The sequence below is a fragment of the Spiroplasma endosymbiont of Dactylopius coccus genome, from assembly GCF_977110965.1.
Genome location: NZ_OZ373019.1, coordinates 509,079 through 534,235 on the forward strand (window position 1 = coordinate 509,079; position 25,157 = coordinate 534,235).

29 protein-coding genes are annotated in these 25,157 nt (G+C 23.4%); 24 read left to right on the top strand and 5 right to left on the bottom strand.

The features are described from left to right. Both rbfA and ACXUB0_RS03245 read left to right on the top strand, forming a co-directional pair. On the top strand, positions 1–360 hold the full coding sequence (gene rbfA, locus ACXUB0_RS03240; RefSeq protein ID WP_458257740.1) for a 30S ribosome-binding factor RbfA: 360 nt from the start codon (positions 1–3) through the stop codon (positions 358–360). A gap of 153 nt (positions 361–513) precedes the next feature. Beyond that, positions 514–663: a hypothetical protein gene (locus ACXUB0_RS03245; RefSeq protein WP_458257741.1), complete on the top strand. Its 150-nt coding sequence runs from the start codon at positions 514–516 to the stop codon at positions 661–663. Here the strand turns inward: ACXUB0_RS03245 and ACXUB0_RS03250 are convergent. Beyond that, the gene (locus ACXUB0_RS03250) at positions 650–1,438 is read right to left on the bottom strand and encodes an IS3 family transposase (RefSeq protein ID WP_458258786.1); all 789 of its coding nucleotides are present in this window, start codon (positions 1,436–1,438) and stop codon (positions 650–652) included. The genes ACXUB0_RS03245 and ACXUB0_RS03250 overlap by 14 nt on opposite strands. A gap of 879 nt (positions 1,439–2,317) precedes the next feature. On the opposite strand from ACXUB0_RS03250, the gene ACXUB0_RS03255 reads away from it, so the two are divergent. From ACXUB0_RS03255 to ACXUB0_RS03340, 18 genes are all read left to right on the top strand, one after another. After that, positions 2,318–2,521, top strand: coding sequence for a hypothetical protein (locus tag ACXUB0_RS03255; RefSeq protein ID WP_458257742.1), 204 nt, complete (start codon positions 2,318–2,320; stop codon positions 2,519–2,521). An 8-nt stretch (positions 2,522–2,529) separates the two neighbouring features. After that, entirely contained in the window at positions 2,530–2,994 is a 465-nt protein-coding gene (locus ACXUB0_RS03260; protein WP_458257743.1) for a hypothetical protein, read from the top strand. 2 nt (positions 2,995–2,996) lie between these two features. Next, complete coding sequence (locus tag ACXUB0_RS03265; protein WP_458257744.1) at positions 2,997–3,290, top strand: hypothetical protein; 294 nt, start codon at positions 2,997–2,999, stop codon at positions 3,288–3,290. A gap of 114 nt (positions 3,291–3,404) precedes the next feature. After that, positions 3,405–3,677 carry a hypothetical protein gene (locus tag ACXUB0_RS03270; protein ID WP_458257745.1) on the top strand — a complete coding sequence of 91 codons (273 nt, stop codon included), beginning with the start codon at positions 3,405–3,407 and terminating at the stop codon, positions 3,675–3,677. Beyond that, entirely contained in the window at positions 3,677–3,826 is a 150-nt protein-coding gene (locus tag ACXUB0_RS03275) for a hypothetical protein (RefSeq protein ID WP_338987125.1), read from the top strand. Before ACXUB0_RS03270 ends, ACXUB0_RS03275 begins: the two co-directional genes overlap by 1 nt. Continuing rightward, complete coding sequence (locus tag ACXUB0_RS03280; protein WP_458257746.1) at positions 3,819–4,175, top strand: hypothetical protein; 357 nt, start codon at positions 3,819–3,821, stop codon at positions 4,173–4,175. Before ACXUB0_RS03275 ends, ACXUB0_RS03280 begins: the two co-directional genes overlap by 8 nt. Continuing rightward, a complete protein-coding gene (locus ACXUB0_RS03285) occupies positions 4,175–4,420 on the top strand; it encodes a hypothetical protein (protein WP_286640816.1) in 246 nt (81 codons plus the stop codon). The genes ACXUB0_RS03280 and ACXUB0_RS03285 overlap by 1 nt, the downstream gene beginning before the upstream one ends. A gap of 1 nt (position 4,421) precedes the next feature. Next, positions 4,422–5,246, top strand: a complete 825-nt coding sequence (locus ACXUB0_RS03290) for a hypothetical protein (protein WP_458257747.1) — start codon at positions 4,422–4,424, stop codon at positions 5,244–5,246. Between the two features lie 15 nt (positions 5,247–5,261). Beyond that, positions 5,262–5,420 (top strand): hypothetical protein, encoded by a 159-nt coding sequence (locus ACXUB0_RS03295; protein WP_458257360.1) that lies wholly within the window; start codon positions 5,262–5,264, stop codon positions 5,418–5,420. A gap of 34 nt (positions 5,421–5,454) precedes the next feature. Then, positions 5,455–5,643 carry a hypothetical protein gene (locus tag ACXUB0_RS03300; RefSeq protein WP_174481134.1) on the top strand — a complete coding sequence of 63 codons (189 nt, stop codon included), beginning with the start codon at positions 5,455–5,457 and terminating at the stop codon, positions 5,641–5,643. A 1-nt stretch (position 5,644) separates the two neighbouring features. Then, entirely contained in the window at positions 5,645–5,830 is a 186-nt protein-coding gene (locus tag ACXUB0_RS03305) for a hypothetical protein (protein WP_458257413.1), read from the top strand. A 17-nt stretch (positions 5,831–5,847) separates the two neighbouring features. Further along, on the top strand, positions 5,848–6,225 hold the full coding sequence (locus ACXUB0_RS03310; RefSeq protein WP_458257748.1) for a hypothetical protein: 378 nt from the start codon (positions 5,848–5,850) through the stop codon (positions 6,223–6,225). Positions 6,226–6,241: 16 nt separating this feature from the next. Beyond that, on the top strand, positions 6,242–7,441 hold the full coding sequence (locus ACXUB0_RS03315; protein WP_458257749.1) for a hypothetical protein: 1,200 nt from the start codon (positions 6,242–6,244) through the stop codon (positions 7,439–7,441). 14 nt (positions 7,442–7,455) lie between these two features. After that, positions 7,456–8,826 (top strand): hypothetical protein, encoded by a 1,371-nt coding sequence (locus tag ACXUB0_RS03320; protein WP_458257750.1) that lies wholly within the window; start codon positions 7,456–7,458, stop codon positions 8,824–8,826. A 39-nt stretch (positions 8,827–8,865) separates the two neighbouring features. Beyond that, positions 8,866–9,986, top strand: a protein-coding gene (locus ACXUB0_RS03325; RefSeq protein WP_458257751.1) for an IS3 family transposase whose coding sequence is annotated in 2 segments (ribosomal slippage) — positions 8,866–9,142 and positions 9,142–9,986 — 1,122 coding nt in all. Because the reading frame shifts where the segments join, the coding sequence is not laid out codon by codon here. Positions 9,987–10,038: 52 nt separating this feature from the next. After that, positions 10,039–12,399 (top strand): hypothetical protein, encoded by a 2,361-nt coding sequence (locus ACXUB0_RS03330; RefSeq protein WP_458257752.1) that lies wholly within the window; start codon positions 10,039–10,041, stop codon positions 12,397–12,399. 144 nt (positions 12,400–12,543) lie between these two features. After that, positions 12,544–13,776 carry a hypothetical protein gene (locus ACXUB0_RS03335; protein ID WP_458257753.1) on the top strand — a complete coding sequence of 411 codons (1,233 nt, stop codon included), beginning with the start codon at positions 12,544–12,546 and terminating at the stop codon, positions 13,774–13,776. Beyond that, on the top strand, positions 13,727–15,757 hold the full coding sequence (locus ACXUB0_RS03340) for a hypothetical protein (protein ID WP_458257754.1): 2,031 nt from the start codon (positions 13,727–13,729) through the stop codon (positions 15,755–15,757). Before ACXUB0_RS03335 ends, ACXUB0_RS03340 begins: the two co-directional genes overlap by 50 nt. A 79-nt stretch (positions 15,758–15,836) precedes the next feature. Here the strand turns inward: ACXUB0_RS03340 and ACXUB0_RS03345 are convergent, their stop codons facing one another. Together ACXUB0_RS03345 and ACXUB0_RS03350 are read right to left on the bottom strand one after the other, a co-directional pair. Next, entirely contained in the window at positions 15,837–16,049 is a 213-nt protein-coding gene (locus ACXUB0_RS03345) for a hypothetical protein (protein WP_458257755.1), read from the bottom strand. 150 nt (positions 16,050–16,199) lie between these two features. Next, positions 16,200–17,906 (bottom strand): hypothetical protein, encoded by a 1,707-nt coding sequence (locus ACXUB0_RS03350; RefSeq protein WP_458257756.1) that lies wholly within the window; start codon positions 17,904–17,906, stop codon positions 16,200–16,202. A gap of 73 nt (positions 17,907–17,979) precedes the next feature. Here ACXUB0_RS03350 and ACXUB0_RS03355 point away from each other — a divergent pair, with 73 nt between their 5' ends. Beyond that, positions 17,980–19,140 (top strand): Mbov_0401 family ICE element transposase-like protein, encoded by a 1,161-nt coding sequence (locus tag ACXUB0_RS03355; protein WP_458257757.1) that lies wholly within the window; start codon positions 17,980–17,982, stop codon positions 19,138–19,140. 321 nt (positions 19,141–19,461) lie between these two features. Here ACXUB0_RS03355 and ACXUB0_RS03360 read toward each other — a convergent pair whose 3' ends face one another. Beyond that, entirely contained in the window at positions 19,462–19,740 is a 279-nt protein-coding gene (locus ACXUB0_RS03360; protein WP_353306568.1) for a transposase, read from the bottom strand. Positions 19,741–19,867: 127 nt separating this feature from the next. Between ACXUB0_RS03360 and ACXUB0_RS03365 the strand changes: the two genes are divergently transcribed. Further along, positions 19,868–20,860 carry an Mbov_0401 family ICE element transposase-like protein gene (locus ACXUB0_RS03365; protein ID WP_458258787.1) on the top strand — a complete coding sequence of 331 codons (993 nt, stop codon included), beginning with the start codon at positions 19,868–19,870 and terminating at the stop codon, positions 20,858–20,860. Positions 20,861–21,334: 474 nt separating this feature from the next. On the opposite strand, the gene ACXUB0_RS03370 is transcribed toward ACXUB0_RS03365, so the two are convergent. Then, on the bottom strand, positions 21,335–22,633 hold the full coding sequence (locus ACXUB0_RS03370) for a YfcC family protein (RefSeq protein ID WP_458257758.1): 1,299 nt from the start codon (positions 22,631–22,633) through the stop codon (positions 21,335–21,337). On the opposite strand from ACXUB0_RS03370, the gene ACXUB0_RS03375 reads away from it, so the two are divergent. Further along, positions 22,632–22,838, top strand: a complete 207-nt coding sequence (locus ACXUB0_RS03375) for a hypothetical protein (RefSeq protein WP_458257759.1) — start codon at positions 22,632–22,634, stop codon at positions 22,836–22,838. The two genes, ACXUB0_RS03370 and ACXUB0_RS03375, sit on opposite strands and share 2 nt — an antisense overlap. A gap of 332 nt (positions 22,839–23,170) precedes the next feature. Next, positions 23,171–24,931 (top strand): APC family permease, encoded by a 1,761-nt coding sequence (locus ACXUB0_RS03380; RefSeq protein ID WP_458257760.1) that lies wholly within the window; start codon positions 23,171–23,173, stop codon positions 24,929–24,931. Positions 24,932–25,157 lie beyond the last annotated feature (226 nt).

The window sequence follows — 25,157 nt, forward strand, 5'->3', positions numbered from 1 at the left end:
ATGTCTATCATTAAATTTGAACAACAAGAAAGTTTCTTAAAAAAAGAAATTACTAATATATTAAAAAAAGAATCAAAAAATATTCTTTTCAAAGATATCACTATTACTAATGTAAAAATAACAAAAGATAACAGTTATGCTACCATTTATTGAACAGTTTACTTAGATAATTTAGATATTAGAACCATTAGTAATGCTTTAGAAAAAGCGAAAGGTTTTTGTCGAAGCGCACTTGCCAAAACAAGTAATAAATATAAAGTTCCAGAATTACGCTTTAAATATGATAATACCAACACTAGAGTTAAAAACATTGAAGAAATATTAAAAAATATCAAAAATAATAATTCTTCAAATGAATAAAAAAAATTAAAATTTTTTTATAGTAATTATTTAATAATTACTATAAAAACACTATTTAAAAAAATAAAATTATTAGTATAATAAAAAAGGAATCATCAATAAAATAAGGGAATTATTCAGTAGCTACTAAGTAAGAAAGGAAAGCTACTATTAATGGCACAAAAAATTTATTCAACACCAAATAGTGATGATTTTTATGTTATTCCTGAATTTTTAGAACATCAACAATGTTGAATGGTATGACCAGAAAGAACTGATAATTGAAGTGGAATGGCAACACTTTTTAGGACTATTTTTTGGTAGACACTTGTTCTTGATATTTGATAGGAGTTAAGTAGTTTAAAGTGCTGTGGATTCTTATGTTGTTGTATCAATTGATATAATCAAATAATTCTAATTTTAATTGGATTAATGATGTAAAATTTTTATCATTAATAAATTCAGTTTTGAAAGTTTTAAAAGTTGCTTCAGCAACAGCATTATCATAAGGACAACCTTTTTTGCTTAAAGATCGAGTAATATTGAATGCTAATAAAAGATTATTAATAATTTTATTGTTAAATTCATTACCTCGATCACTATGAAATATTTGGATATCTTTTAAACAGCGATTTGATTGCATAAATGCTTGATATACTAGTAATGCATCTTTTTTAACTCCAACACTATGTCCAATAATTTCGCGGTTAAATAGGTCTATTAATAGGCAAATATAGTTTCATTTACCATTAACTTGAACGTAAGTTAAATCACTAACAATAACTTCATTTTTAACCCTATTATTAAAGTTTCTATTAACAAGATTGGTTATTTGACTATTATTGACTTTATTATGATGATTTTTGAATGATAATTTAGTGTATTTTGATATTAAATTATGCTTATTCATAATTTCTTTAATTTTTCTTCTTGATAAATAAATTTCTTGGTTTTCTAAAATTTTTTTTAATCTTCTAGTACCATAAACTTCTTTATTTTCTTTAAAAGCACTAATAACAGCTTCATCATACATATTATTTTTGATTTTATTTTCTTTTTTGGGAGCGTGGCGAAGATGTCGGTAACTAAAAAGTTTTAAAAATAGCTCCTTTCTTTTTTTACCCTTGAATTAAAAATAAATTACAAAAGACGAGAATAAAAATCTTGTCTTTTTTTTGTAATTGTAAAATTTTAAAATTTTTATTATTAACACTCTTTAAATATCTACTACACGCAGTGACCAAGTAGGAGAAAGTTAATAATTAATAACCCTCTTTAACGCTATTATCAACACGTGTTAGGGAACTAAAAAAGTGAACTACAACACAGTTGTTAAAAATAGTAGCTAGAGCATGTGGACTTGCATGAATAAATAAAAAGTGGAGTGATACCTAATAAAATATACTAACCATTAATGGTAATTCTTGGGGTGGGAGCGAATTGGAAACTAGTATATATAGACCTGTTGTAGGGACCTACTGTATTAATTCTATTCTTTATTTAACCAACCTTGCCACTCCCCAGTGAGCAAGTGTTGGTTTTATTTTTTATTTTTTTGAAAAATTTTTTGGGCGAGAAAATAAATTTCAAACTTGTAAAAAAAATTGAGCGGTGCCGGTTCAATTAAAATATTAATTTGTTTAACACAAATTAAATAAATATTGAATCGAATGCCTCAATGTTTTTTAAAATTTCACAATTTATTTTTGAGCCCAGAATTTCTGGAATGAATAAAACTAATAGTATTAATAATATAAAAATCAAAATATATATTCTTTATGCTAGAAGCAACAGAATATATTAGAAAGAATTATTATGAAAAAGTATTTTTGTTTAACATGTAAACAACATAAATTTGATTATTTATTCTTTAATACTAATGATATAAAAACAAGAAAATATTTTTTAATAGATAAAAATAGTAAAGCGATTTGTTATGACTGTATTTTAAATATTAGGTTAAGTAGGAGGTATAAATATGGATAAAGAATATTTAACTAAAAGAGTAACGATTTGCATACCAGACAGTGATGATATTGAATTTAAAATAGGACTAATTAAACTGATTGATGATTTAAAAAAAGATAATTTAGTTTGTGGTCATAAAGAATTTATTGAAGAATGTAAATATTGTTGATGTAATTGTGATTTAGAAATTATTAAAACAGTTATTAGAGGTTAACTTAATTAATGCAATATGAATTAATTATTGGAATTGACCCTGCTGGTATTGGTAATAATGGAATTGTTATATATTCAAATGAAACTAATAATATTGTTTTTAATGAAACATTCAATACATTAACTGTTTTATGAACTAAAAATATTTATAAAGAAAAATTTCAATTAATTAAAGAAAAATTTATTGATAAAAAAATATTAGTTATTGTAGAAAATTTCTTTTTAAATTCAAAACAATTATTAACTAATCCATTAGCAACTCCTAAAATTATTGGTTCATTAATGGTATTAGTACAAGATGTTATGAATTGAGATTATCTAGAAAACCAACCAAAAAATAAAAATAAAATAACAAATTATAAAGGAAATATAAAATTAACAAAACATGAACAAGATGCATATAAGCATATTCAATATTATTTAAAAAATCATAAAAAAATATTAATTTTTGACAATTATTTAAGGAAATTATAAAAATGAAAGATAAAACAAATTATGTCAAATTAACAGTAAAACTTAGTAACACTATTGAAGCAAAATATTACGAAAAAGGTAATAAAGAATTATATTATAGTGTTCGTGGTCAATGAAATGGATTAAACTATGTTACTTTAATTTTTAATAAACCAAAACTTTATAACCGATGTATTTTATTAAACAAAAATGATGAAATTTTAGTAACTGGTGAAATCTTTAATAATTGAAATATGAATATAAATCGTGCATTTTGTTCAATTAATGTTAAATGATTTAAAAAATGAAAAGAGTAAAAATGAATAAATGTAAATATTGTAATAAAATTTCATTAACTAATTATTGATGTATGAATTGTTTAGAAATATTAGTTATTAATATAAATAAAATTAAGGAGAAGAAATAATAAAATGTGTAAAGATTGTAAAGAAAATTATAATTGAGCAAATTGTCAAAATTGTTTTAAAGATCCACTACCATGTTGTTTTAGTGAAGAAGATATGATTAAAGTTGAAAATATAAGAAGAAAAATGGCTCAAAAATATATTAATGAATATAAAGAAAAATTAATTAATTTTCTTAAAGAACAAATACAAGATGAATTAGATAAAGGTAATGATGGAATACCATATATTGATGCTTTTGAGTTAATTAAAGATTTAGAAAATGAAGACATTTGATAATGAAAAAAGAAAATAGAGTTAATAAAAGTGTATTACGTAAATATATAACAGATTTAATGTTTAAGTATAAAGATAAAGCAGATTCAATATTAGTTTTACATGAAATATTTTTATGATTAAATGAAAGTTGAGTTGATAATAATGAATAAAGAAAATATACCATGTTGTTTTAGTGAAGTTAATGAAGTTGGTAAACATATAACTAATTGTACTAATTTACCAACAAAATTAGATAAAGATAATGTACAAGTAAGATATTTTTGTGAAGAACATATGATTAAAGTTGAAAATATAAGAAGAAAAATTGCTCAAAAATATATTAATGAATATAAAGAAAAATTAATTAAATATTTAAATAAATATTATAAAAATATGGAAACTGATTATGGTTATCATTTTATGGAATTTAAAAATGAACAAGATAAATATACACATTACGGGATATTATTAGCAATTAATACTATAAAAGAAAAAATAGAAAATGGAGAATTTGACTAATGATAATATTACCTACTTTGTTTGAAAATAAAGATGAAATTGAAATATTATCACCATTTCCCAAAGCAATTCATACAAGTAATGATATTAGAGCAATTATTTTAAGACAATATCCAAATGTTAAATCAAAACACATAATTGTTTCTGACCCCGAAAGTAATGTTGCATTAATAGTTGGTGATAATGATGTTTATCAAGGTTGAATTAAAGTAACAGTTAAAAAATTAGAAATTAAAGGAGAATAAAATGCCAAACGAAAATACACAATCAAATTATACTTTAACCAAATTAATTAGAACCGGTATAAGTCCTATTTGTGCAATGATTGGTACAAGTGCTTATTATGGTCAAGTAATTGCAAATCCAGTATTAGGTTCAATTAATAGTTTATTATTTGGTAAAAAATTAGGTTTAGATATTTGAAATTTAAATCAAAGACCAAATACTAAAACAAAATTAATTAATAGTTCTAAAAAAATATTACTAGGTTTAGGAACAATCGGTTTAGCAAATTATAGTAAATGAACAGAAAATAATATTAATCCTATTATTCCAACAACACCAACTCCAATAACTACTACAACTACAACTGAGGGTCCACCATGATTATTGTTAGATAAACAAGATAATCAGTCATTAATGGATTGAGATACATATATTAGTTTAAATGCTTATGGTATTTCAAATCTTATTAGTGGATTAACTGAGTTAATACCTAATAAATTTGAAACAATAAGAAAAATTTGTAATATGGCAACTGGTGGATGTTTAATATCAAGTGGTGTTGCTATGGGTATAAATAATAATTTTAATAATGCTTATGCAGTACCTACCATTATTGCTGGGGCATCTGAAATTATTCATAATTTATTACCTATGGAAACAAATCATCATGTTGAAGAAATGCAAGAAACAACATTTAATAATGAAACTACAAGATTAATTAATGATAATAGATTTTCAATTAATAGTGAAACAACCAGTCAATACGGTAGTGATAATATGAGCGAAGTACCATTAAATACTGATAATGCTTCATTAACTTGAGATTACAATCACATGAGTTTATAAAGGGGGTGAAAAGCAATGAATAAAGAAAAAATAATTGAATATTATAATCAAGAAATACAATCATATAAAGAAAGAATGGAACAATTAAATAAAGAAATATCTGTATTAGTAAAAATTATAAGTAATTCACAATCAATGATTGAAAGAATTAATGGTGGTCAATTTGATGAATAATTAAAAAATAAATAATTGAAAGGAAAATATTGAGATGAAAGAATTTTTACATGAATTAATAATTATTGGAACAAGTGTTGGAACATTAATTTGCAGAGAAATTATTGTTTTATTAAAAAGATTTATTACAACTCCAAAACATGTTAGAGCAAATAACAAAATTATAAAACATCAAAAAAAATTAGCAAAATTAAATGAAAAAATTAATAAAGGAGAAAAATAATATGACAAAAATTGAATTTAATGAAAAATATAGAAAAAATAATATCAAAATTGATAGAGATTTTGATTTAGATATAGGAAATTGTTTTAAATTTTCTGATATTGATATATTAGAAAATGCTGTTAATGATTATAAAAAACTAATAAGTGAAATGCCACAATTAGTTAAAGATTGATTATTGGGATAAGATTAGGAGAATGTTAAATGTTAGAAAATGAAAATAATGTTCAACAAACAACTGAACCTTTAACTGAAAATAATGCTTCTTCACAAGAAATAGAAAATAAAGTTAATGAAGCAGAAAATAAGTTAAATAAAATTAATCAAGAAATTAAAGAAAAAGAAATTATTAATATATTTAAAAAATATCAAGTTAAAACTGAATTTTATGATTATTTAAAATTTAAAACAAGTAATATAGAAAATTCAAAAATTGAAGAAACTATTAAAAAAATGATTAAAGAACAACCAGTATTTAAAGAAACAATTAATACAGGTGGCAAACCACAAACAATAATAACAAATCAACCAAATTCAATAAAAAGTACATTATTGGATTATAAAAATAAAAATAAATTATAAGGAAGGAAAATAAAAAATGGCAGTACCATTCAAACAAAATTTAGATAATACCGAAAAATTAGTAGAAACACCAGAATTTATAGAATTTTTTAAACAATCAAATAGTCCGTGGGCAAGTTTTTTTCCTATCGAAATGGTTAATTCAACAAGAATTGAATTTATAGTTAAAAAACCAAAAGACCCAAAAGTTAAAGTTCTTCAATGAAATGATAAAAGTAAAAGAATAGATGTTGGATATGCTGATACAGATAAAATTATTAAAGAAATTACAGAAGAAGCCGTTGCTGGCGAAACAATTGCAGCAAAAGATTTATTAGCAGAAAATGGTCAAAATTTATTACAAAGTATGCAATATGAAGTTGCTAATGATTTAGCAGATTATTTAGCTAATAACAATACTAATGTAATTGCAAAATATGCAATTAAATTTATGATTGAAAAATCAACAGAACCAAAAGCACAAGCAATTAAATATGTAGAAGCAATGTTGGGGGCATGAAATACATTATTTCAATATAGAAATATTGCAAATTGTAGATTCTTTATTACTAATTCTCTTTATGATAGTATAGTTTATTTGGCAGATAATAAAGGTTTAATTACTGATAATGAAATTGCACAACAATTAAGATTAAATGGTAATGATTTATATATTAAAGGTGTTTTATGTCAAATTGTAATGGATGACTATATGACTTTTAAAAATGATAAAAATGATGATGAAATTATGTCATTTGTTTTAGCAACACCAAGAGCAATGAAAAGATATATGTTGCAAGATACAATTATTTATGTTCAAGAAGTGGCAGATGGTAAAGTTGGAAGAATGTATTTAGTTGGTGGAGAAGTTACAGGTCAAGCCATACCTTATATTTCTAATAATGAAACAACATCGCGTTGAATGGCATGTGGAATTATTAATACTGATAAAACTGATTTAAAAACTAAAATTACAAATTTAACAACTGATATTACTGCAAATGTTAATAACAATAATAGTGAATTAAATACACAAATAAAAAGTACTAATGAACTTAAATCATTAAATCCAAATTTAACAAATCCAACTATTAAATATTTTAGTGACGCACAAGGAAAAACTAATGTAAGTAATCAAAAACAAAAAGCAGGTGACTTATATATAACTATTACTGCAAATGTTAATGACTTAAATTATAAAGGAACAACAAATCCAATTAAAATAACTCTTAAATAAAGGAAATTAATACCATGCCAATCGGTACAACTAGTACAGCAATACTTTTAAACATAAATAAACCAAAACATACTAGAACAAGTAACCAACAAGAAAATAAAAGTTTTTGATGAGAAATTTTAGAAATGATTGGTGTACAAGTTATAGCAGTAGCACTTGCTCCTTTTACTGGTGGATTAAGTGAAAGCGTAGCACTTGGATTAGGTGCAAGTGATTTAATTGCTAGTATTAGTGCTGTTGGTGTAGAGTTTTTAACTGATTTTACTATTAATCAAGTTTATGATTATTTAAAAGGAAATGTAACAAAATTAAATACTTTCTTTAATATACTTCCTGCATTTGCTGGACTTAATAAAATTAGTCGTGGTTATCGTACTACTAAATTTATTAAATTAGCAGAAAAAACTAAAACATTAGAACAAGTTGGAATTAAAGAAGCAAAAAACTTACAAGAAATTATAAGTCAAGTAAGTGGAAAAGAAATTTTAACAGATAAAATTATTGGTAATAAACGTTATTTAATGAATTATAGTTTTACTCCTAATCGTGAAACAGTATTACGAGATTTAGGTTATGTTGCTGAAAGACAATATAAAAATAATTTTCAAAAATTAGAAGCACAAGAGTTAAAAGATTACTTATTATTACAAAATACATTAACAAAATTAAGTCCTCAATTAACTCCAAAGTTTAAAATTAAAGATATTGAAAAAGCAAATAATTTTTTAAAAAAATATAATACTGATTTAAAAAAAGTACTATCTATGAATCAACATGATTGATTAAATTTAGTTCATACAATACATACAGAAAATAGATATGGAAAAACTTTAATTTTAGATTTACAAAAAATTCGTGCTAATGCTATTAAATTTAATTTTAAAAAAAGTTCAATTCATAAGATTGTTTTAAATGCAAATAAAATTTTTAAATATTTGGATATTAGATTTTATTTAAAAAAAGGTTTAAATAAATTTTGAAAAAATACATCATATTTTGAAAAATTACGAGAAAGTATATATAAATTACAAGAAAAATTTGAAAAGTTAGAAAAGCAAGCATTTGAGAAAATTAAAAAATTAAAAGAAAAAGCAACTGATTTATTTACTAGTGCAGAAAAAAGAGCAATTAAACATGCACAATTAATTCCATTAAATTCACCAGTATTTATGGGTTGTAAAATTCAACCTTTATCATTAGATAAATGTGCAATTACTATTTATTATCGTAATCCTAAATATAAACCAATTACAGTTGTTGATAGTATTCTTAAAGCAGAAACTTTTGTTGCTCAAATACATCCATTCCATTGATATCGTTGATATAGTGGTTGATACATTGGTTATGGTGGATGGGTTACACTTTATTGGACACTAATTACGTAGACAAGTGAACAAATTAGTGAAAAGAAAGGAAGTATAATTATGGCCAATATTAACTCATATTCAGATGAATTTAAAAAACAAATAGTAGCTTTATATCAAAGCGGTAAGTCAGTGTCTTGTCTTGCTAAAGAGTACAATGTTACAAGAGCAGCTACTTATAATTGAATTAAGCAATTTACTAATTCAGGTAGTTTTAAAACTAAAGATAATCGTTCTGTTGAAGAAAATGAATTAATTAAATTAAGAAAAGAATTAAAACAATTAAGAATGGAAAATGGTATTTTAAAGCAAGCAGCACTAATAATAGGCAGAAAGTAGAAATTATTGCTAAAAATAAAGTTAAATATAAAATTCGCACAATGTGTCGTTTTTTGAAAATATCTAAATCAACATATTATTTTAACTTAAAGAAAAAAGAAAATAAAATCAAAAATAATATGTATGATGAAGCTGTTATTAGTGCTTTTAAAGAAAATAAAGAAGTTTATGGTACTAGAAGATTAAAAAAAATTTTAGAAAACCAAGAAATTTATTTATCACGCAGAAAAATTAAAGAAATTATGAATAAGCATAATTTAATATCAAAATACACTAAATTATCATTCAAAAATCATCATAATAAAGTCAATAATAGTCAAATAACCAATCTTGTTAATAGAAACTTTAATAATAGGGTTAAAAATGAAGTTATTGTTAGTGATTTAACTTACGTTCAAGTTAATGGTAAATGAAACTATATTTGCCTATTAATAGACCTATTTAACCGCGAAATTATTGGACATAGTGTTGGAGTTAAAAAAGATGCATTACTAGTATATCAAGCATTTATGCAATCAAATCGCTGTTTAAAAGATATCCAAATATTTCATAGTGATCGAGGTAATGAATTTAACAATAAAATTATTAATAATCTTTTATTAGCATTCAATATTACTCGATCTTTAAGCAAAAAAGGTTGTCCTTATGATAATGCTGTTGCTGAAGCAACTTTTAAAACTTTCAAAACTGAATTTATTAATGATAAAAATTTTACATCATTAATCCAATTAAAATTAGAATTATTTGATTATATCAATTGATACAACAACATAAGAATCCACAGCACTTTAAACTACTTAACTCCTATCAAATATCAAGAACAAGTGTCTACCAAAAAATAGTCCTAAAAAGTGTTGCCATTCCAAAAAAGCATTTTTTAAGGAATGATAAAATATGATTAATAAACTTTGAACTGGTGTCAGTCTAGAAAATTATAATAACTGATATCCATTAACTGGAAAAATTACAGAAACACCACAGCAATATATACAAACATGACCAAATGTTAATGATTGATTTAAAACTTTTGCTATTCGTGCTCAAAATGATATTAATGCTTATCTTGGTTTTATTTTATCTAAATTTCCTTTTGATAGTTTTAAAGATGAATTAATTAAAGAAACATTAAGAGATATGGTTTTTGTAACCGCTGAACATTGAGTATTTAATCGTACACCAATTGAATTTAATGTTGATGCTACTATTCAGTTTAATAATGGTAGTCAATTTAGTGCAAATAGTATTCCTACAATTAATGTTTGAGATTTAGCACCAAGTAGAATGAAAATATTGGCAAGACTAACAGAATTAAAACAAATATTATCAAATTATAATGATGATGAAATAGATGTTGAAAAAATTGATTTAAAATCATTTTATACTAGAAATCAAGTTGATGAATTAATTGAACAGCAAAAAGAATTTACATTATCAAAACAAATTAAATTATATGATGATTTAGTTGATGATAATGAAAATGAAATATATAGAGGTCCTGTTAGTAAATTTGTTAATAAAGGTTATGTTGCAACTGATTATGATAAAGAAACTGAAACAATGATTTTAGATTGACCTGATGAAATTGGTACATTACCACCCGAAGCATTACAAAATAATCCACAAATTGGTGATTATACGCATGCACCAACTTGTGATTTTTCTGCTAAACAACAAAAACGAATTACTACTAATGAAAATGAAATTACCAAATTAAATACTGAATTAATTAAAGCAAATGAAAATATTAATGATGTTAAAAATAATTGATTTAATATTGAAACTAGTCCTTTATGAAAAAAAGTTGAAAATAATAATATAGAAATATTTAAATGATATTTTATTAAAATCAGTTATCAATATTCAACAGAAAATAACTTTATGAAATTTTATAAAGTAATTAAAATTTATTTAAATAATGTTTTTAATAAATTTGAATTGCTAAATGTTGATTCCATGACGTATAGTGAACAAATCCAAAATAAAACAATTTTAAATACCGGAACGATTTACTATAACAATAAAAAGAAAGAATTTAGTGGTGGCGGTAATTCTTATCCTGAACGTGGAAAAATTAATTTAATTGGTGATATAGAAGAAATATATCAATATCAAGGAATAGATACACCAACTGAATTTATAGCAGAAGAAAATACTGAACGTGATTATTATACAAAACTAGAAACTAATAATTTATTAGATAAAAAACAAGATAAATTAATTGCTGGTGACAATATTAAAATTGATGAAAATAATAAAATTAGTGCTGCTGGTGGTAGTTCAGTTGATGAAAATAGAATATTTGATGATGAAGAACAAAAAAAAGTAAGTTTACATTTTACAAATGATATTGCTATTGCTGGAAAACAAACATTTACATATATAAAAAGTCCATATTTAACAGATAAAAATGATATTCCAAATAAAAAATATATTGATGATGAAATTATAAATTTTTCTAGTAATTTAAAAGATTATTTATATGCTTTATATTTAAAATATATTCCTAGATGAGAAGAAGTTGGAAAAATAAATACCCATGAAAAAGAAATTAAATATGATTTAATAAAAAATAAATTATATAAGATAAATTATGGTTGAGGTAATGAAAAAGCAAGTAATCCAGTTATTACTAAAACTTTTATTTGACGTGGTGCTGGTAATGTTTTAGATAGTAATAATGATACACAATTAATTGTAAGGGGTGATGGTGTTTTAATAAGTGATAATAATGGTTTTTTAATTAAATTATATGAAGACCAAAGAAATGAAGAAAAAACATATTTATTATCAAGTAAAACATTAGAAATAAAATCACCAAAAATAATAAATATAGAAAAACCTATAAAAATTAATTCATATAGTTTAGAAACTAATGAAATTAGAGAAAATGAATGAGATATTGAATTAAAAAATGCACCAAGTCCAAATATTCCTCAATGAAAAGAAGTAGGAGAAGTTATAACAGATAAAAATAATAATAATCAAAATTATATAAAATATATATTTAAAGATAAAACACATTATAGAATATATATAAGTTATGGTGATTATACAACTAAAGAAAATAATAAAAATTATAGTTGACAAATAATTAATTTTTATTATCAATTAGATACAAGCGTTGTAAAAAGTAGTTTATGAATAGCAAATAATAACAATAACCAACAAACTGAAATTAATATTTATAACAATAGAATAATGTGAGGTATGGGTAGAGATTATAGTTTTAAAAAATTAGAAGAATTACAGGAATAATATTATGTTTTTTAAAATTATAAAAATTATTTTAGGTTTAATAGGAGTAATTCTATCATCAGCAACAGGGGGTTTAATTATATTTATCATTGTAAAAATAATATTAAAAATTAATCAAATATTTTAAAAAAGGTGGTGAATATTATGTTAGGTAAATTTTTAAGAAGAGATAAAAGTACTAATAATGAAGAAAAAACTAAATTAACTTTTTTAAAAGGTAAAAGTACACATGCTTCTATTTTAAGTTATTTTGGTTTTAATGATTTTAATCATGAAACTTATTTTACTGATTTTGTAGCAGAAAATAATGCTAATTTATATAATGCTCCATTAGATATTAATAATGAAACCATTAAACAATATTTAATTAATCAAGAGTTTTATAGAAAAAATTGAAATTCTATTTTTAAATTAAGTAAATTAGGAATTAGTGGTTATTTAATTTTTATTGCTAATGATGATTTATATTTTCAAGTAGTTGATATACAACAAAGAGTTTATGATATTACTGGTAAATTAATTCAATGTACTATTTTTTATGATAGTTATGAACAAAATGCACAAATTGTAAGATTATTTGAAATTTATACATTAAATAATGAACAAGTAACTATTAATCGTGCAATTTATAGTATTAGTGATAATAAAAAACAATTTCCACTAGATTTTAAATCATTCATTAATAATCCAAATTTAGAACAAGAACAAACACTAAATATTAACTATATACCAATAGCAATTATGAGAAATAAAGCAAATGAGCTAGCAGATTGTAATAAAGTAATGGATAAAATTAAAGCATTAGATGTTATTTATGAACAAATTGTTTTAGATACTATTTTAAACTCACCCAAGTTTATTTTTAATTCAGCTTATGGTAATGTAAAAGATTTATTAGAAGATGCTGTAAGAATATTAGTTACTAAAAATTATATTTTTAAAAGTGGTGGAGATAATAATGAACAAAACGAAAATATCAATATGACAAATAGTAATTTTAAAGGTAAAAATTTAACTGATATATATGATTGAAATGTTAATGAAATATTTAAACGTTGTGGTATTCATATACCAAGTCAAAAGAAATCTGCACAACAATCAGTTCCCGAAAGTACAGCTGTAAATATTTCAACCATTAATTATATTGAACAAAAATTATGGCAATTTAATATTGATATTCTTAAATTTATTCAAATATTAGTACGTTTAGATAAAGATTTATTAAATAGTAAAACATTTAATATTAATGATGAACAAGAAATTAATAATTTAACAGTTAAATTAAAATTATTTAATCCCGAAAATAACCAATTAATAGGAGAGAACAATGGAAAACAACAACAAACCACAAACGAAGTTTCCACAGAAACAAACTAAACTTAATCAAGCAGAAGTAGAAAATGATTATTTAATTGATAATATTCCTTATGACTTTACTAATATGATGCGCGCTACTAGTGATCCCGATATTAATAGAGCATACGATGAATTTAAAAAAAGAACAATTTATATTTATGAAATTGAACGTTTATTTAAAAATAATGAAAATAATAGTTTAAAATTTTCAGCAAATACTATTAAAATTGGTTTTATTGATATTGATAAAGTATTAAAAACTACTGCTGTTGAAACATCAGACTTTACTATGCAATTAAATCAAAGAGCTAGCACAAATATTAATGATAATACAATTGAATATAGTATGACTGATATTAAAAATTTAATATTTCAAGAAATAAATTTATTAAATCAATTTAAGTTATATGCCGTTAGTATTAATGAACCTTTAAGTGAAAATAATATTGATAATTTATATATCATTAATAATTATTCTCAACCTTATCAAAATCCAAAAACAAGAAGTACTAAAAGCATTACTATTATAAAAATTAAGGATTTTAAAACAAGAGATGGTTATCCAATTATTATTAAATTACAAAAACCATTAGATAAAGATACAAAAGTAATTGGTTTAAAAATTAAAGCCCCTAGAAGCATGATTTTCGGCAATATAAAGGTACTTGATGAAGTTGACAATATGGAAGTATACCCAAAATTATTTGTCAAGGATAAGATAGCATTTCCATTATTATCAATGCCTATTGAAATTCAACCAAAAGTTAGAATATTACAACAATGATTTAGTGAACAAATATTACCATGAAATTTAGCAAAACAATTTATAGGACAAGAAAAATCAGTTTTAGATTTGATTAAAATTAGTACTGGAACTGAAACAAGAAGAGAAGTTATTAAAAACGCAAGAGTTACACATGCTTGATTAGGATATGAGTTTAGTAATGTTTTAGGTGGTAAATGACCACTAAAAAGTCAAAAAGAATTAAAAGATAAAGAAGTTTGAGATTTTGTAGGTGAAAGTCAATTTTATCAATATGTTGCAACTAATAATAGATTTGATGATATTGAAATTGAAATTAAAGATGCACCAACTAATGATAGTTTACAGCAACTTTTATTAGATATGCTAAGTTATACATATAACTATAATAGAAATTTTGAAGGTGCTACATATGAAGACAAAAATGGTAAACCAAAAAATGAAATAGCAAAATTACGAGCAAAATTTGAAGGACAAAAGCCCGAAGATGTTATTACTAATTTATTTAAACAATGAAAATTAGATTATCCAAATTATATTAATTTAAAACAAATAAAAATTTTCAAGCAAATATTTATCATGTTATCAGAATATATTTATTCAATATTATCAATAAATAAAGGTTTGAATGATGATAATAAAATTTTATTACCTTATTATTTCGAATTAAAATCAAGTCCAATACATCCTACACCTGATGATATTTGACAATTTAAAGATGTAAAAGTAATATTAAAATCTGCATATTTTGATTTTACAGATATCAATAATATTAAATTAACAAATAATGATATTAGTCAAAATGAATTATTTAAATTAGATGATAATCAATTTAATTGATTATCTATTACAAATGAATTAGAAGCAAATAACATACCTTCATTAATTCCTGCTGATTGAACATTAGGTAATGGTGAATATGGAAAATATTTTACAAGAGTAATTATTGAAAAAATTAAACTTGAAAATTTATTAAATTTATATGGTTCAAATAAATCCCAATTATTTTCTAAATTAGAATTTTATAAAGAAATTTCAAAAATTGATAATAATAATGAATTTGAATTACAAATTGAAAATCCAATTACTAACTTAAATCGAGTTGAGATTAGTGGTATTTTTGGTGCTGGTAATTATGATTTACTTTTAATAACTAATAAACAAGAAATAAACTTACAAAATATTAATTTATTTGATAAATATAATGAAAATGTTTCTTATATAAATTTAGAAATTTAATTATCAAAATATCCATCAGGATAAATACCATCTCATTTTATATCAGTACTATCAAGCGGTTTAATACCAAAATATAAACTTATTTTATATTTGTCTTTTGTTTTATATGACCATATTGTTGATTTAGTCCCCCCCAGTAGACTGTATAGTCATGTCCTAAATATGATTTATAACCATTAGTTTGATTATGTGCTAGTGAACCAATTATTAAACCAGTTACTCCACTTATAGCACCAGTTAGTGCTAATGCTAATGTTATTTTACTTAAATTTGTTTTTATTCATGTTTTCATATTAAATTACTCCTTTTTTCCTTGATTTTACTTATAAATTGTACTATTTTTCATTATTTTTACAAGTATGATTTTAAATGCAAAATAACGCCTAAATTAAAGGCGTTTATTTTGTGATACCTATACTATTAATTATATTGAAATTGTTTATTATATAGCAAATGTGAAGATACTTTTTTTCACACTAGCATTATTTTTACCCCTAATTACATTTTTATATGGATACAAGGCATAAAATAATGCATCATAAGGGTCTTGATACATATTTCTGTCGGGAATGTTAGTTTTCGTCTCATCATAACGTAATTCTTCTAAACATTGAGTAGTTTTTGGTAAATCATCTTTATTAGCATAAAAGTTTCCATAACTCATAATATTTCTCATTCAAACTACTCTATTAGTTAATCCTGCTTCTTGATTTAAATTTGAAGCATGTTTAATTGCAGTTTGTATTATTAAAATAGTATTATGTTCATCTATTAATTTTTGATTTAATCAATCTATTGCTGTTCTTGCTTTATCATCATAAAAATAAATTGCTTGTTCAAAATTTTCAAAATTATCCATTAACCCTAAAATTTCATTAACATAAGCATTAATTTTTTCATTTTCATTAATAAAATCATTCGGTGTAACTACTAATTCACAAATAATATAAGCATCATAATAACCAGTATTATTATATTCTTTAAAAGCAACTACCATAAATACAGTATGGTCTTTTGGTCCCGTAGCTCAATCAATACCAACACTATAAAAATCAAATTTATACATATCTTTTTCTTGATTATAAAATTGTTTTAAATCATATGATTGTCAATATTTTACTACTTTTTGAAATGGAAAAATTGTTGCATCACTATCTAAAAATTCAAAACCATAAAAAACAGTATTATATTCATCTGGATTACTTTTTTTCATTTCTAATAAAGTTTTTTGTTGAATTTCAGGTAATTTATTTCAAAATGGTTGAATAGTAAATCTTAAAACAAATAAACCCAAACCACTAAATATGTCTTTATTTTCATAATAAACTTTGCCAATTTTTTTAAGATTTTTCGTTATTTCATCATTTAATGGTAAAAAGGGTGTACAGTATTTTAAATAAAACGGATGATACTTATCATAAGGATTACATGTAAAAGTAATAAAGAAACTTTTATAAAAATAGCGAGTAGTCTTTTTTCCAAAATTAGGACTATATATATTTTTATCAATAAAAGTTCAACTTCATTCTTTAATAGGTTCTTTTGATACTTTAATACGATTACTTCTAAACATAGAGTTTTGTAAACGTTCATATCGATATGTTAATTGTTTTTCAGTTAATGTTTCCTTTTCTTCTGCCATAATAATTTCATCTGTTCTTGAACCTAAAAAACTTGAACCACCGGCTTCTTTTCCAAAAATCTTATTACCATTAGCATAACCAATAAAGTCAATTTGTTGATTACTAGGAAAAATAATACACCCACCGTCCTTAGTAATTTTTCATTTAATACCATGTGGATTATTAGGTAATAAATTAATATTATATGTATCTAATAAAACTTGACAAACATTCATTAAAGCACCAATTGTAGTTTCACTATGAGTATTTTCATATCGTCTTACTTCTTGAACACTACTATCACTAAAATTACAACATATAAATAAATCAAATGCTAAGCAGTTTCAAGTTTTTCTTGTTCCACGTGCTGTTGGTATAAAACGATAAAAACAATTAGTAGTAAAATATTCTGCTCATTCATCACCAACAAATTGTTTAAAAATATCTCAACTAAAACCATAATTATTATCACTAAAATTAAGATTATATTTTTTATTTAGTTGTGCATAACTACTAATAAAAGCCACATTTTACTCCCTAATTTTTATAAGTAATACAATTAAATTATAACAAACAAAATTTAGAAAGGAACATTAAAAAATGTTTATATTACCATTCTCTAATCATTTTGATTGAGATAAACATGATTTTAATCAAGATGAATTAAGTTTAAAACAAACAGAAAAATTATTTACAAAAATAGATGATTATTTATGAAGTACCTGTGATAAATCTGAATATAAATCATATAGATTTAGAAAACGAAAATTAAAAGCAAAAAAAGGTTTATTAAATTATAAACGACGTATTTGTACAAAATATAACCAAAAAACACAAAAAAATGAATTTGTTTCATTGCTAGATAATTATCTTGGTGTTAAAAAATATAGTAAACTTGCACCTAATGTTATTAAACAAATTTTAAAATTTTTTGCTGATGGAAAAAAGTATCGTGATGTTTGTGATACTTTTATTGAAGATTTAATAAGTACTAGTACAGTTTGTAGAACATATCAAAAATTTGAATTACCAAAAGCTAATATCCCTAAAATAGTATTAGAAAAAAATCAAACTTTATATATAAATATTGATGATGGACATAGAAAATTTAAGTTTAATGAAAAACACAATACTAAAAATTGTAAAAAATGTTCTATGAGATTAATAGTATTTTGTACTGGTAAAAAGAAAAATGGAAAATTAATTAATAAAAGAGCAGTTTGTAAAATAAGAGTATCAAAAACAGAAATTGGTTCTGAAAAAACAGCACAATTAATTAAAAAATATGGTAATTTATATTTTGAAAACTTTGACCAAGCAAATTTAATAGTTTGTGGAGATAGTGCAAAATGAATTAGAAAAACTGCTACAATTTTAAATGCTAAATTTATTTTGGATAAATTTCATGCTTTTCATGTTTTATTTCTTGGTATAATGGCTGGAAGAAGAAAAAATAAAATTGCTAAATTACACTATGAAAATGCAATAAATTTATTTGCAAAAGGTCAATATGACGAACTAATTGATTTTTTACAATCATTAACTTTACAATATAAAAAATTAAAAGTTGGTTATTTTATTAATGCAAAAGATGGTGTACTAAATCAAGCATTAGTTGAAAATATTGGTTGCTTTACTGAAACTAATATTAAACAAATTTTAAAACATATGATTGGTGATAGAACTTATAATATTGATATATATACAAAAATGGTTAATTTTAAATGCTATCAAATAAATACTGCCATCCAGTTATTATAAATTAAAATTAAAGATTTTAAAAAAACCAAAAATAAAATAAAACTTATTAAAGTAACTATTAATAAGAATTTTTGAATTATAAAAGTAAGTATTATTATTGACTAATATTTTACAAGTGTTAAGATTAACATACAATTGCATATTGAAGTCAAAATTATTCTCGTCTAACTTTATAATTTTAAGACAAATTTGAATATTATTGACATCTTCGGTATGCTCCCTCTTTTTTCTTTAAGTTAAAATAATATGTTGATTTAGATATTTTCAAAAAACGACACATTGTGCGAATTTTATATTTAACTTTATTTTTAGCAATAATTTCTACTTTCTGCCTATTATTAGTGCTGCTTGCTTTAAAATATCATTTTCCATTCTTAATTGTTTTAATTCTTTTCTTAATTTAATTAATTCATTTTCTTCAACAGAACGATTATCTTTAGTTTTAAAACTACCTGAATTAGTAAATTGCTTAATTCAATTATAAGTAGCTGCTCTTGTAACATTGTACTCTTTAGCAAGACAAGACACTGACTTACCGCTTTGATATAAAGCTACTATTTGTTTTTTAAATTCATCTGAATATGAGTTAATATTGGCCATAATTATACTTCCTTTCTTTTCACTAATTTGTTCACTTGTCTACGTAATTAGTGTCCAATAAAGTGTAACCCATCCAAATGAATGTGATAAATCTGTATATAAATCATACAGATTCAGATAACGAAAATTAAAAGCAAAAAAAGGTTTATTAAATTATAAAAGACGTATTTGTAAATATTATAACATAGAAAAACAAAAAACTGAATATGTATCGTTATTAGATAACTATCTTGGTGTTAAAAAATATAGTAAACTTGCACCTAATGTTATTAAACAAATTTTAAAATTTTTTGCTGATGGAAAAAAGTATCGTGATGTTTGTGATACTTTTATTGAAGATTTAATAAGTACTAGTACAGTTTGTAGAACATATCAAAAATTTGAATTGCCAAAAGCAAATATCCCTAAAATAGTATTACAACCAAATCAAACTTTATATATAAATATTGATGATGGACATAGAAAATTTAAGTTTAATGAAAAACACAATACTAAAAATTGTAAAAAATGTTCTATGAGATTAATAGTATTTTGTACTGGTAAAAAGAAAAATGGAAAATTAATTAATAAAAGAGCAGTTTGTAAAATAAGAGTATCAAAAACAGAAATTGGTGCAGAAAAAACAGTTAAATTTATTCAAAAATATGGTAATTTATATTTTGAAAACTTTGACCAAGCAAATTTAATAGTTTGTGGAGATAGTGCAAAATGAATTAGAAAAACTGCTACAATTTTAAATGCTAAATTTATTTTGGATAAATTTCATGCTTTTCATGTTTTATTTCTTGGTATAATGGCAGGAAGAAGAAAAAATAAAATTGCTAAACTACATTATGAAAATGCAATAAATTTATTTGCAAAAGGTAAATATTATGAATTAATTAATTTTTTACAATTACTAACTTTACAATATAAAAAATTAAAAGTTGGTTATTTTATTAATGCCAAAGATGGTGTATTAAACCAAGCATTAGTTGAAAATATTGGTTGCTTTACTGAAACTAATATTAAACAAATTTTAAAACATATGATTGGTGATAGAACTTATAATATTGATATATATACAAAAATGGTTAATTTTAAATGCTATCAAATAAATACTGCCATCCAGTTATTATAAATTAAAATTAAAGATTTTAAAAAAACCAAAAATAAAATAAAACTTATTAAAGTAATTATTAATAAGAATTTTTGAATTATAAAAGTAAGTATTATTATTGACTAATATTTTACAAGTGTTAAGATTAACATACAATTGCATATTGAAGTCAAAATTATTCTCGTCTAACTTTATAATTTTAAGACAAATTTGAATATTATTGACAACATCGGTATGCTTCCGAAAATTTTGTAAATGATTGAAATAATATTAATAAAATATTAGAACAATTTTTTTTACCAGAAGATGAAGTTGTAGAAATTTCAGAATTAGCAGATGATCAATTAAGTCTACTAAATAATGAACAAACGCAAACAAATCGTGAAAGTGAATGTTTTCCCAAACGATGTTTAATTTTATAAAAATGAAATAAAAATTAAAAAACTTTTCTCTAATTAGAGAAAAGTTTTAATTAACATAGTGCTTTAAATTTTACTAAAATATTGATTGAGGTAATAAAGTTCCAATACTTAACATTATTAAGGCAAAGACAGTAATACCAATAGTATATGGTCAGATTGCTCGATAAAAACTTGTTAGGGGAACTTTAGCAATGGCAAGTCCTGCCATCATTACACCTGCACTTGGTGCAAATAAATTAATTCAACCACTAGCCATAACAAAAGTAGTAATCATTCCTGAACCTAATCCTAAAGGAATTACTATTTTTGAAACAATAGGGAAAACAGCTTTTGCAAATCCTGATGTTGAAGGAATAACAAAGGCAATCAAAAGAAAAGCAAAAAAACCAATAATAACAATAGCAAATCTTGGCAATTTATCAATACTTTGCAATTGACCAACAACAACATGTTGCATTCCTGAATGTTGTAATGATCAGCCAATTCCACCAGCAACAGCAATTATTAAAGCAACACCTAATAATTCTGAAGAACCACTAATAAAATTACGAACATATTGTTCTTCGCCTTTTCAATCAATTGCTGCAATGATAATTGAAACAAAGAAAAATAAGAAAGCTAACATTTCAATATTTCAGTCACCAAATGCATTAATTTGACTTGTGAAATATGGAAAATATTTAATTAATGTATTGTGAAAATCATCAAAAATAGTTGTTCCTGCAATTTTACCTCATGGAATAATACAAAGCACCATAATTAAAAATGTTAATCCAAATAGTGCTAAAATAATTTTACGACGTTTAGTAAATTCAGGTATTTCTTCTTTATTAATAAATTCTTCATGATGCTCACTATGTAAGTGAAAAACAACTGATTTTTCAGGATTACGTTTAACACGGATTGCATATCACATAACAAAAGCAATAGTACCGATAGTTGCTAAAAATCAACAAATTAAACGTCAGATGATTCCATCACCCGGATTTAAACCACTAGCTTGTGAAGCTGTGGCAATAGCAAAGGGATTAAGTGTTGAAAACATAACACCAACACCAGCACCCAATAAAATCATTAATACAGCTGTAACAACATCAAAACCAGCAGCTAACATTGCTGGAATAATAATTAAATAGTAAGGAATAGTTTCTTCACACATTCCTTCAACTGTTCCACCAATCGATAGGATAGTCATAATTGAAGGAATAATTCAAATTTCTTTTCCGTTTAGACGTTTAATTAAACGACCAATTCCTGCATCTAGTGCACCTGATTTCATGACTATGCCAATATATCCACCAATTACTAAAACAAAAACAATAATATCACTGCTACCAATGAAACCTTTAATTGGAGCCAAAAATAAGTCCATGATACCTAATGGCCCACCGTCTTGTCAGGGGTTATCAGTGCTTACAGGCTTTGATTCATCTTCTAATCATTTACCTGTTGTTCCTGGAATCCAAGAAATAATAATAATTAGAGCAATAATAAAGAATAAGACTGTAATTGCTGTTGGCATTTTAAATGGAAATAAACGAAATTTTTTCTTTTTGGTAATTCCCATATATGATTAATACCTCCTTCTTTATTTTTTTAAAAGTATTATTATATAATACACTATTTATCATGTAGAATAAAAGATGTTTAAGCTTATTTTTTAAAATAACTTATTAAAAAAGTAGTATTTTTATTTAAGTAACATTATTATAATAATAGTTTTTAAAAAAATGTTATTTTTTTATTAGTATTATTTGAAAATTTAATTAAATATTAGTAGTATTTTAAAATAAAATTAGTTATTATAAATTACATATATTTTTTTATTTTTTTGATTTTATTGACTATTTCATTAATTAATGAAATCACTTTAAAGGTATATAATTATTATAATTGAAAGGAGAATATTATGTTAAAACTTTTTAAGAAAAAAGAAAGGACAAATCATAAATTAACTTTATCAGAATTAGTCTGGTTTGGTTTTAATTATACTGTTGGAATTACTTTTACTGCTAACTTTGCAATTTTAATTAATAAAGATAGTTTAAATTTAGGTTCTCATATGATTTGAATTTTTTTAGTAGAAGGATTAATTGCAGGAACTTGTGCTTGAGCTTTCTCAAGACTTTCAAGAGTACATCCGGGTAATAATGGTGCTGCTTATATTTATGTTAGAAGTAGTTATGGTCGCTTCTGAGGTTGATTAATTTCTTTTTTACAGTATGCTACTTTACCTGTTATAGTTAGTTCACAAATTGTATCAATGATTAGAATTAACTTTACTGATCCATCTTCTTTTTTATATGCTAATTGAGGAGTATGACAACATTTAGGATTAGATTTGATTGGAATTCTAATTTATGGTTTAGCTTCTTGTGTATTATTTTTAGGAATGGCTGCATTTAAAAAATTTGTGAATATTTCTAGTTATTTAAAATGAGGAACAACTTTTTTATTAATCATAGCAACTATTATATTATTTGTGATGGCAGGAACTTCAAATTGAGATATGACTACTTCTCATCAACAATTAACTGCTAATAACTTTTCACAAGCTTTTGCCACGTGTTTCTTTTTCTTTTTAGGATTTGAAACCTATTCAACAATTGGTAAAAATGTTAGAAATCCTGAAAAAAATATTAGTCGTTCATTAGTTATTGTTATGATTTTATCTACTATTTTTTATATGGCAGTAACAATCCTTATGATTGGTGCTGTTGCTGGTAATTTTTCAGATAATCCCAACTTAAGTATTTTTAAAATTTTAGGTGATAAAGCTCATGCACAATGATTAGGAATAATTGGTATCCTTGTAATGTTAATTTGTACTATTTCATTAAAGTCTAATGCTGGAATGCAAAATGCTTTATATAGTGGTGCTATTTTAGAACCATTATCTGTTGAGGGGTATATTTCATCTAAATATAAAGAATTATCAAAAGATAACATTCCATTTAAAGCTTCTAGATTAAATTTAGTTATTACTTTTTCTTCAGCTTTTGTATGATTAATTTTACCTGATATTATTGGAGTAATAGTTGATACGTTGCATCCTGTTTATAAGGATGGACAATTAGTTTTAAGTTCGATTGTTAATTATGGAACATTAACTGCTGAAGCCGGTATTATTATGGTTATTATTTATGTTTTTGTACTTTCCATTGCAATTAAACTGTCTATAGAAAAGAAATTGAAAAAAAATATTTTTGAAATTATTATTTGACTTGCAGCAACACTTTTCTTAGTTTGACAATTTGAAGAATGATTAAGATCTTTAATCAATGGTTTAATTTCGGGTGCAAGTCTTATTGGTAAAGGTGGAACTGATATTACAAAAGGAATATCTGATATAACTTCTAATGTTTTACAATTAATTTATTTAATTGCTAGCATTGCGTTTGCTCTAATTTGATACTTTGCTTATTATAAGCCAATGCAAAGAAAAAGAATGCTTACAAATCCTAAATTACAAGAAGAATTGGATAGCGAATTTAGAGTGAAAGATGATTGACCTTTTGTTGCAAAAAATCTACAAAATGAAATTGAAAATTATTTAGTACGTAATGTTTTAATTAATGGTGATGATAAAAACCCTAATTATACAATTGCTAAAAATGTACGTAAAGAATTATTGATGTCAGAAGGCGAATGGCGTGAAGACGAAGAATAAAAAAAGTTTAAAAATGTATTGGTTATTATAACTAATACATTTTTAGTATTTATTATTTTTGATAAATTTTTATAGTAATATTAAAGGTGTTAATAATGAATATTTTTTTATATTATTATAAAGTATATTGATGGTAGAAAGTAAAATATGGTGTATAATGTTAATTGGATTCATTTCAATATTATGTTTAGAAGTAATTCTAAATTGTGGTTATTGTATTTGTAGT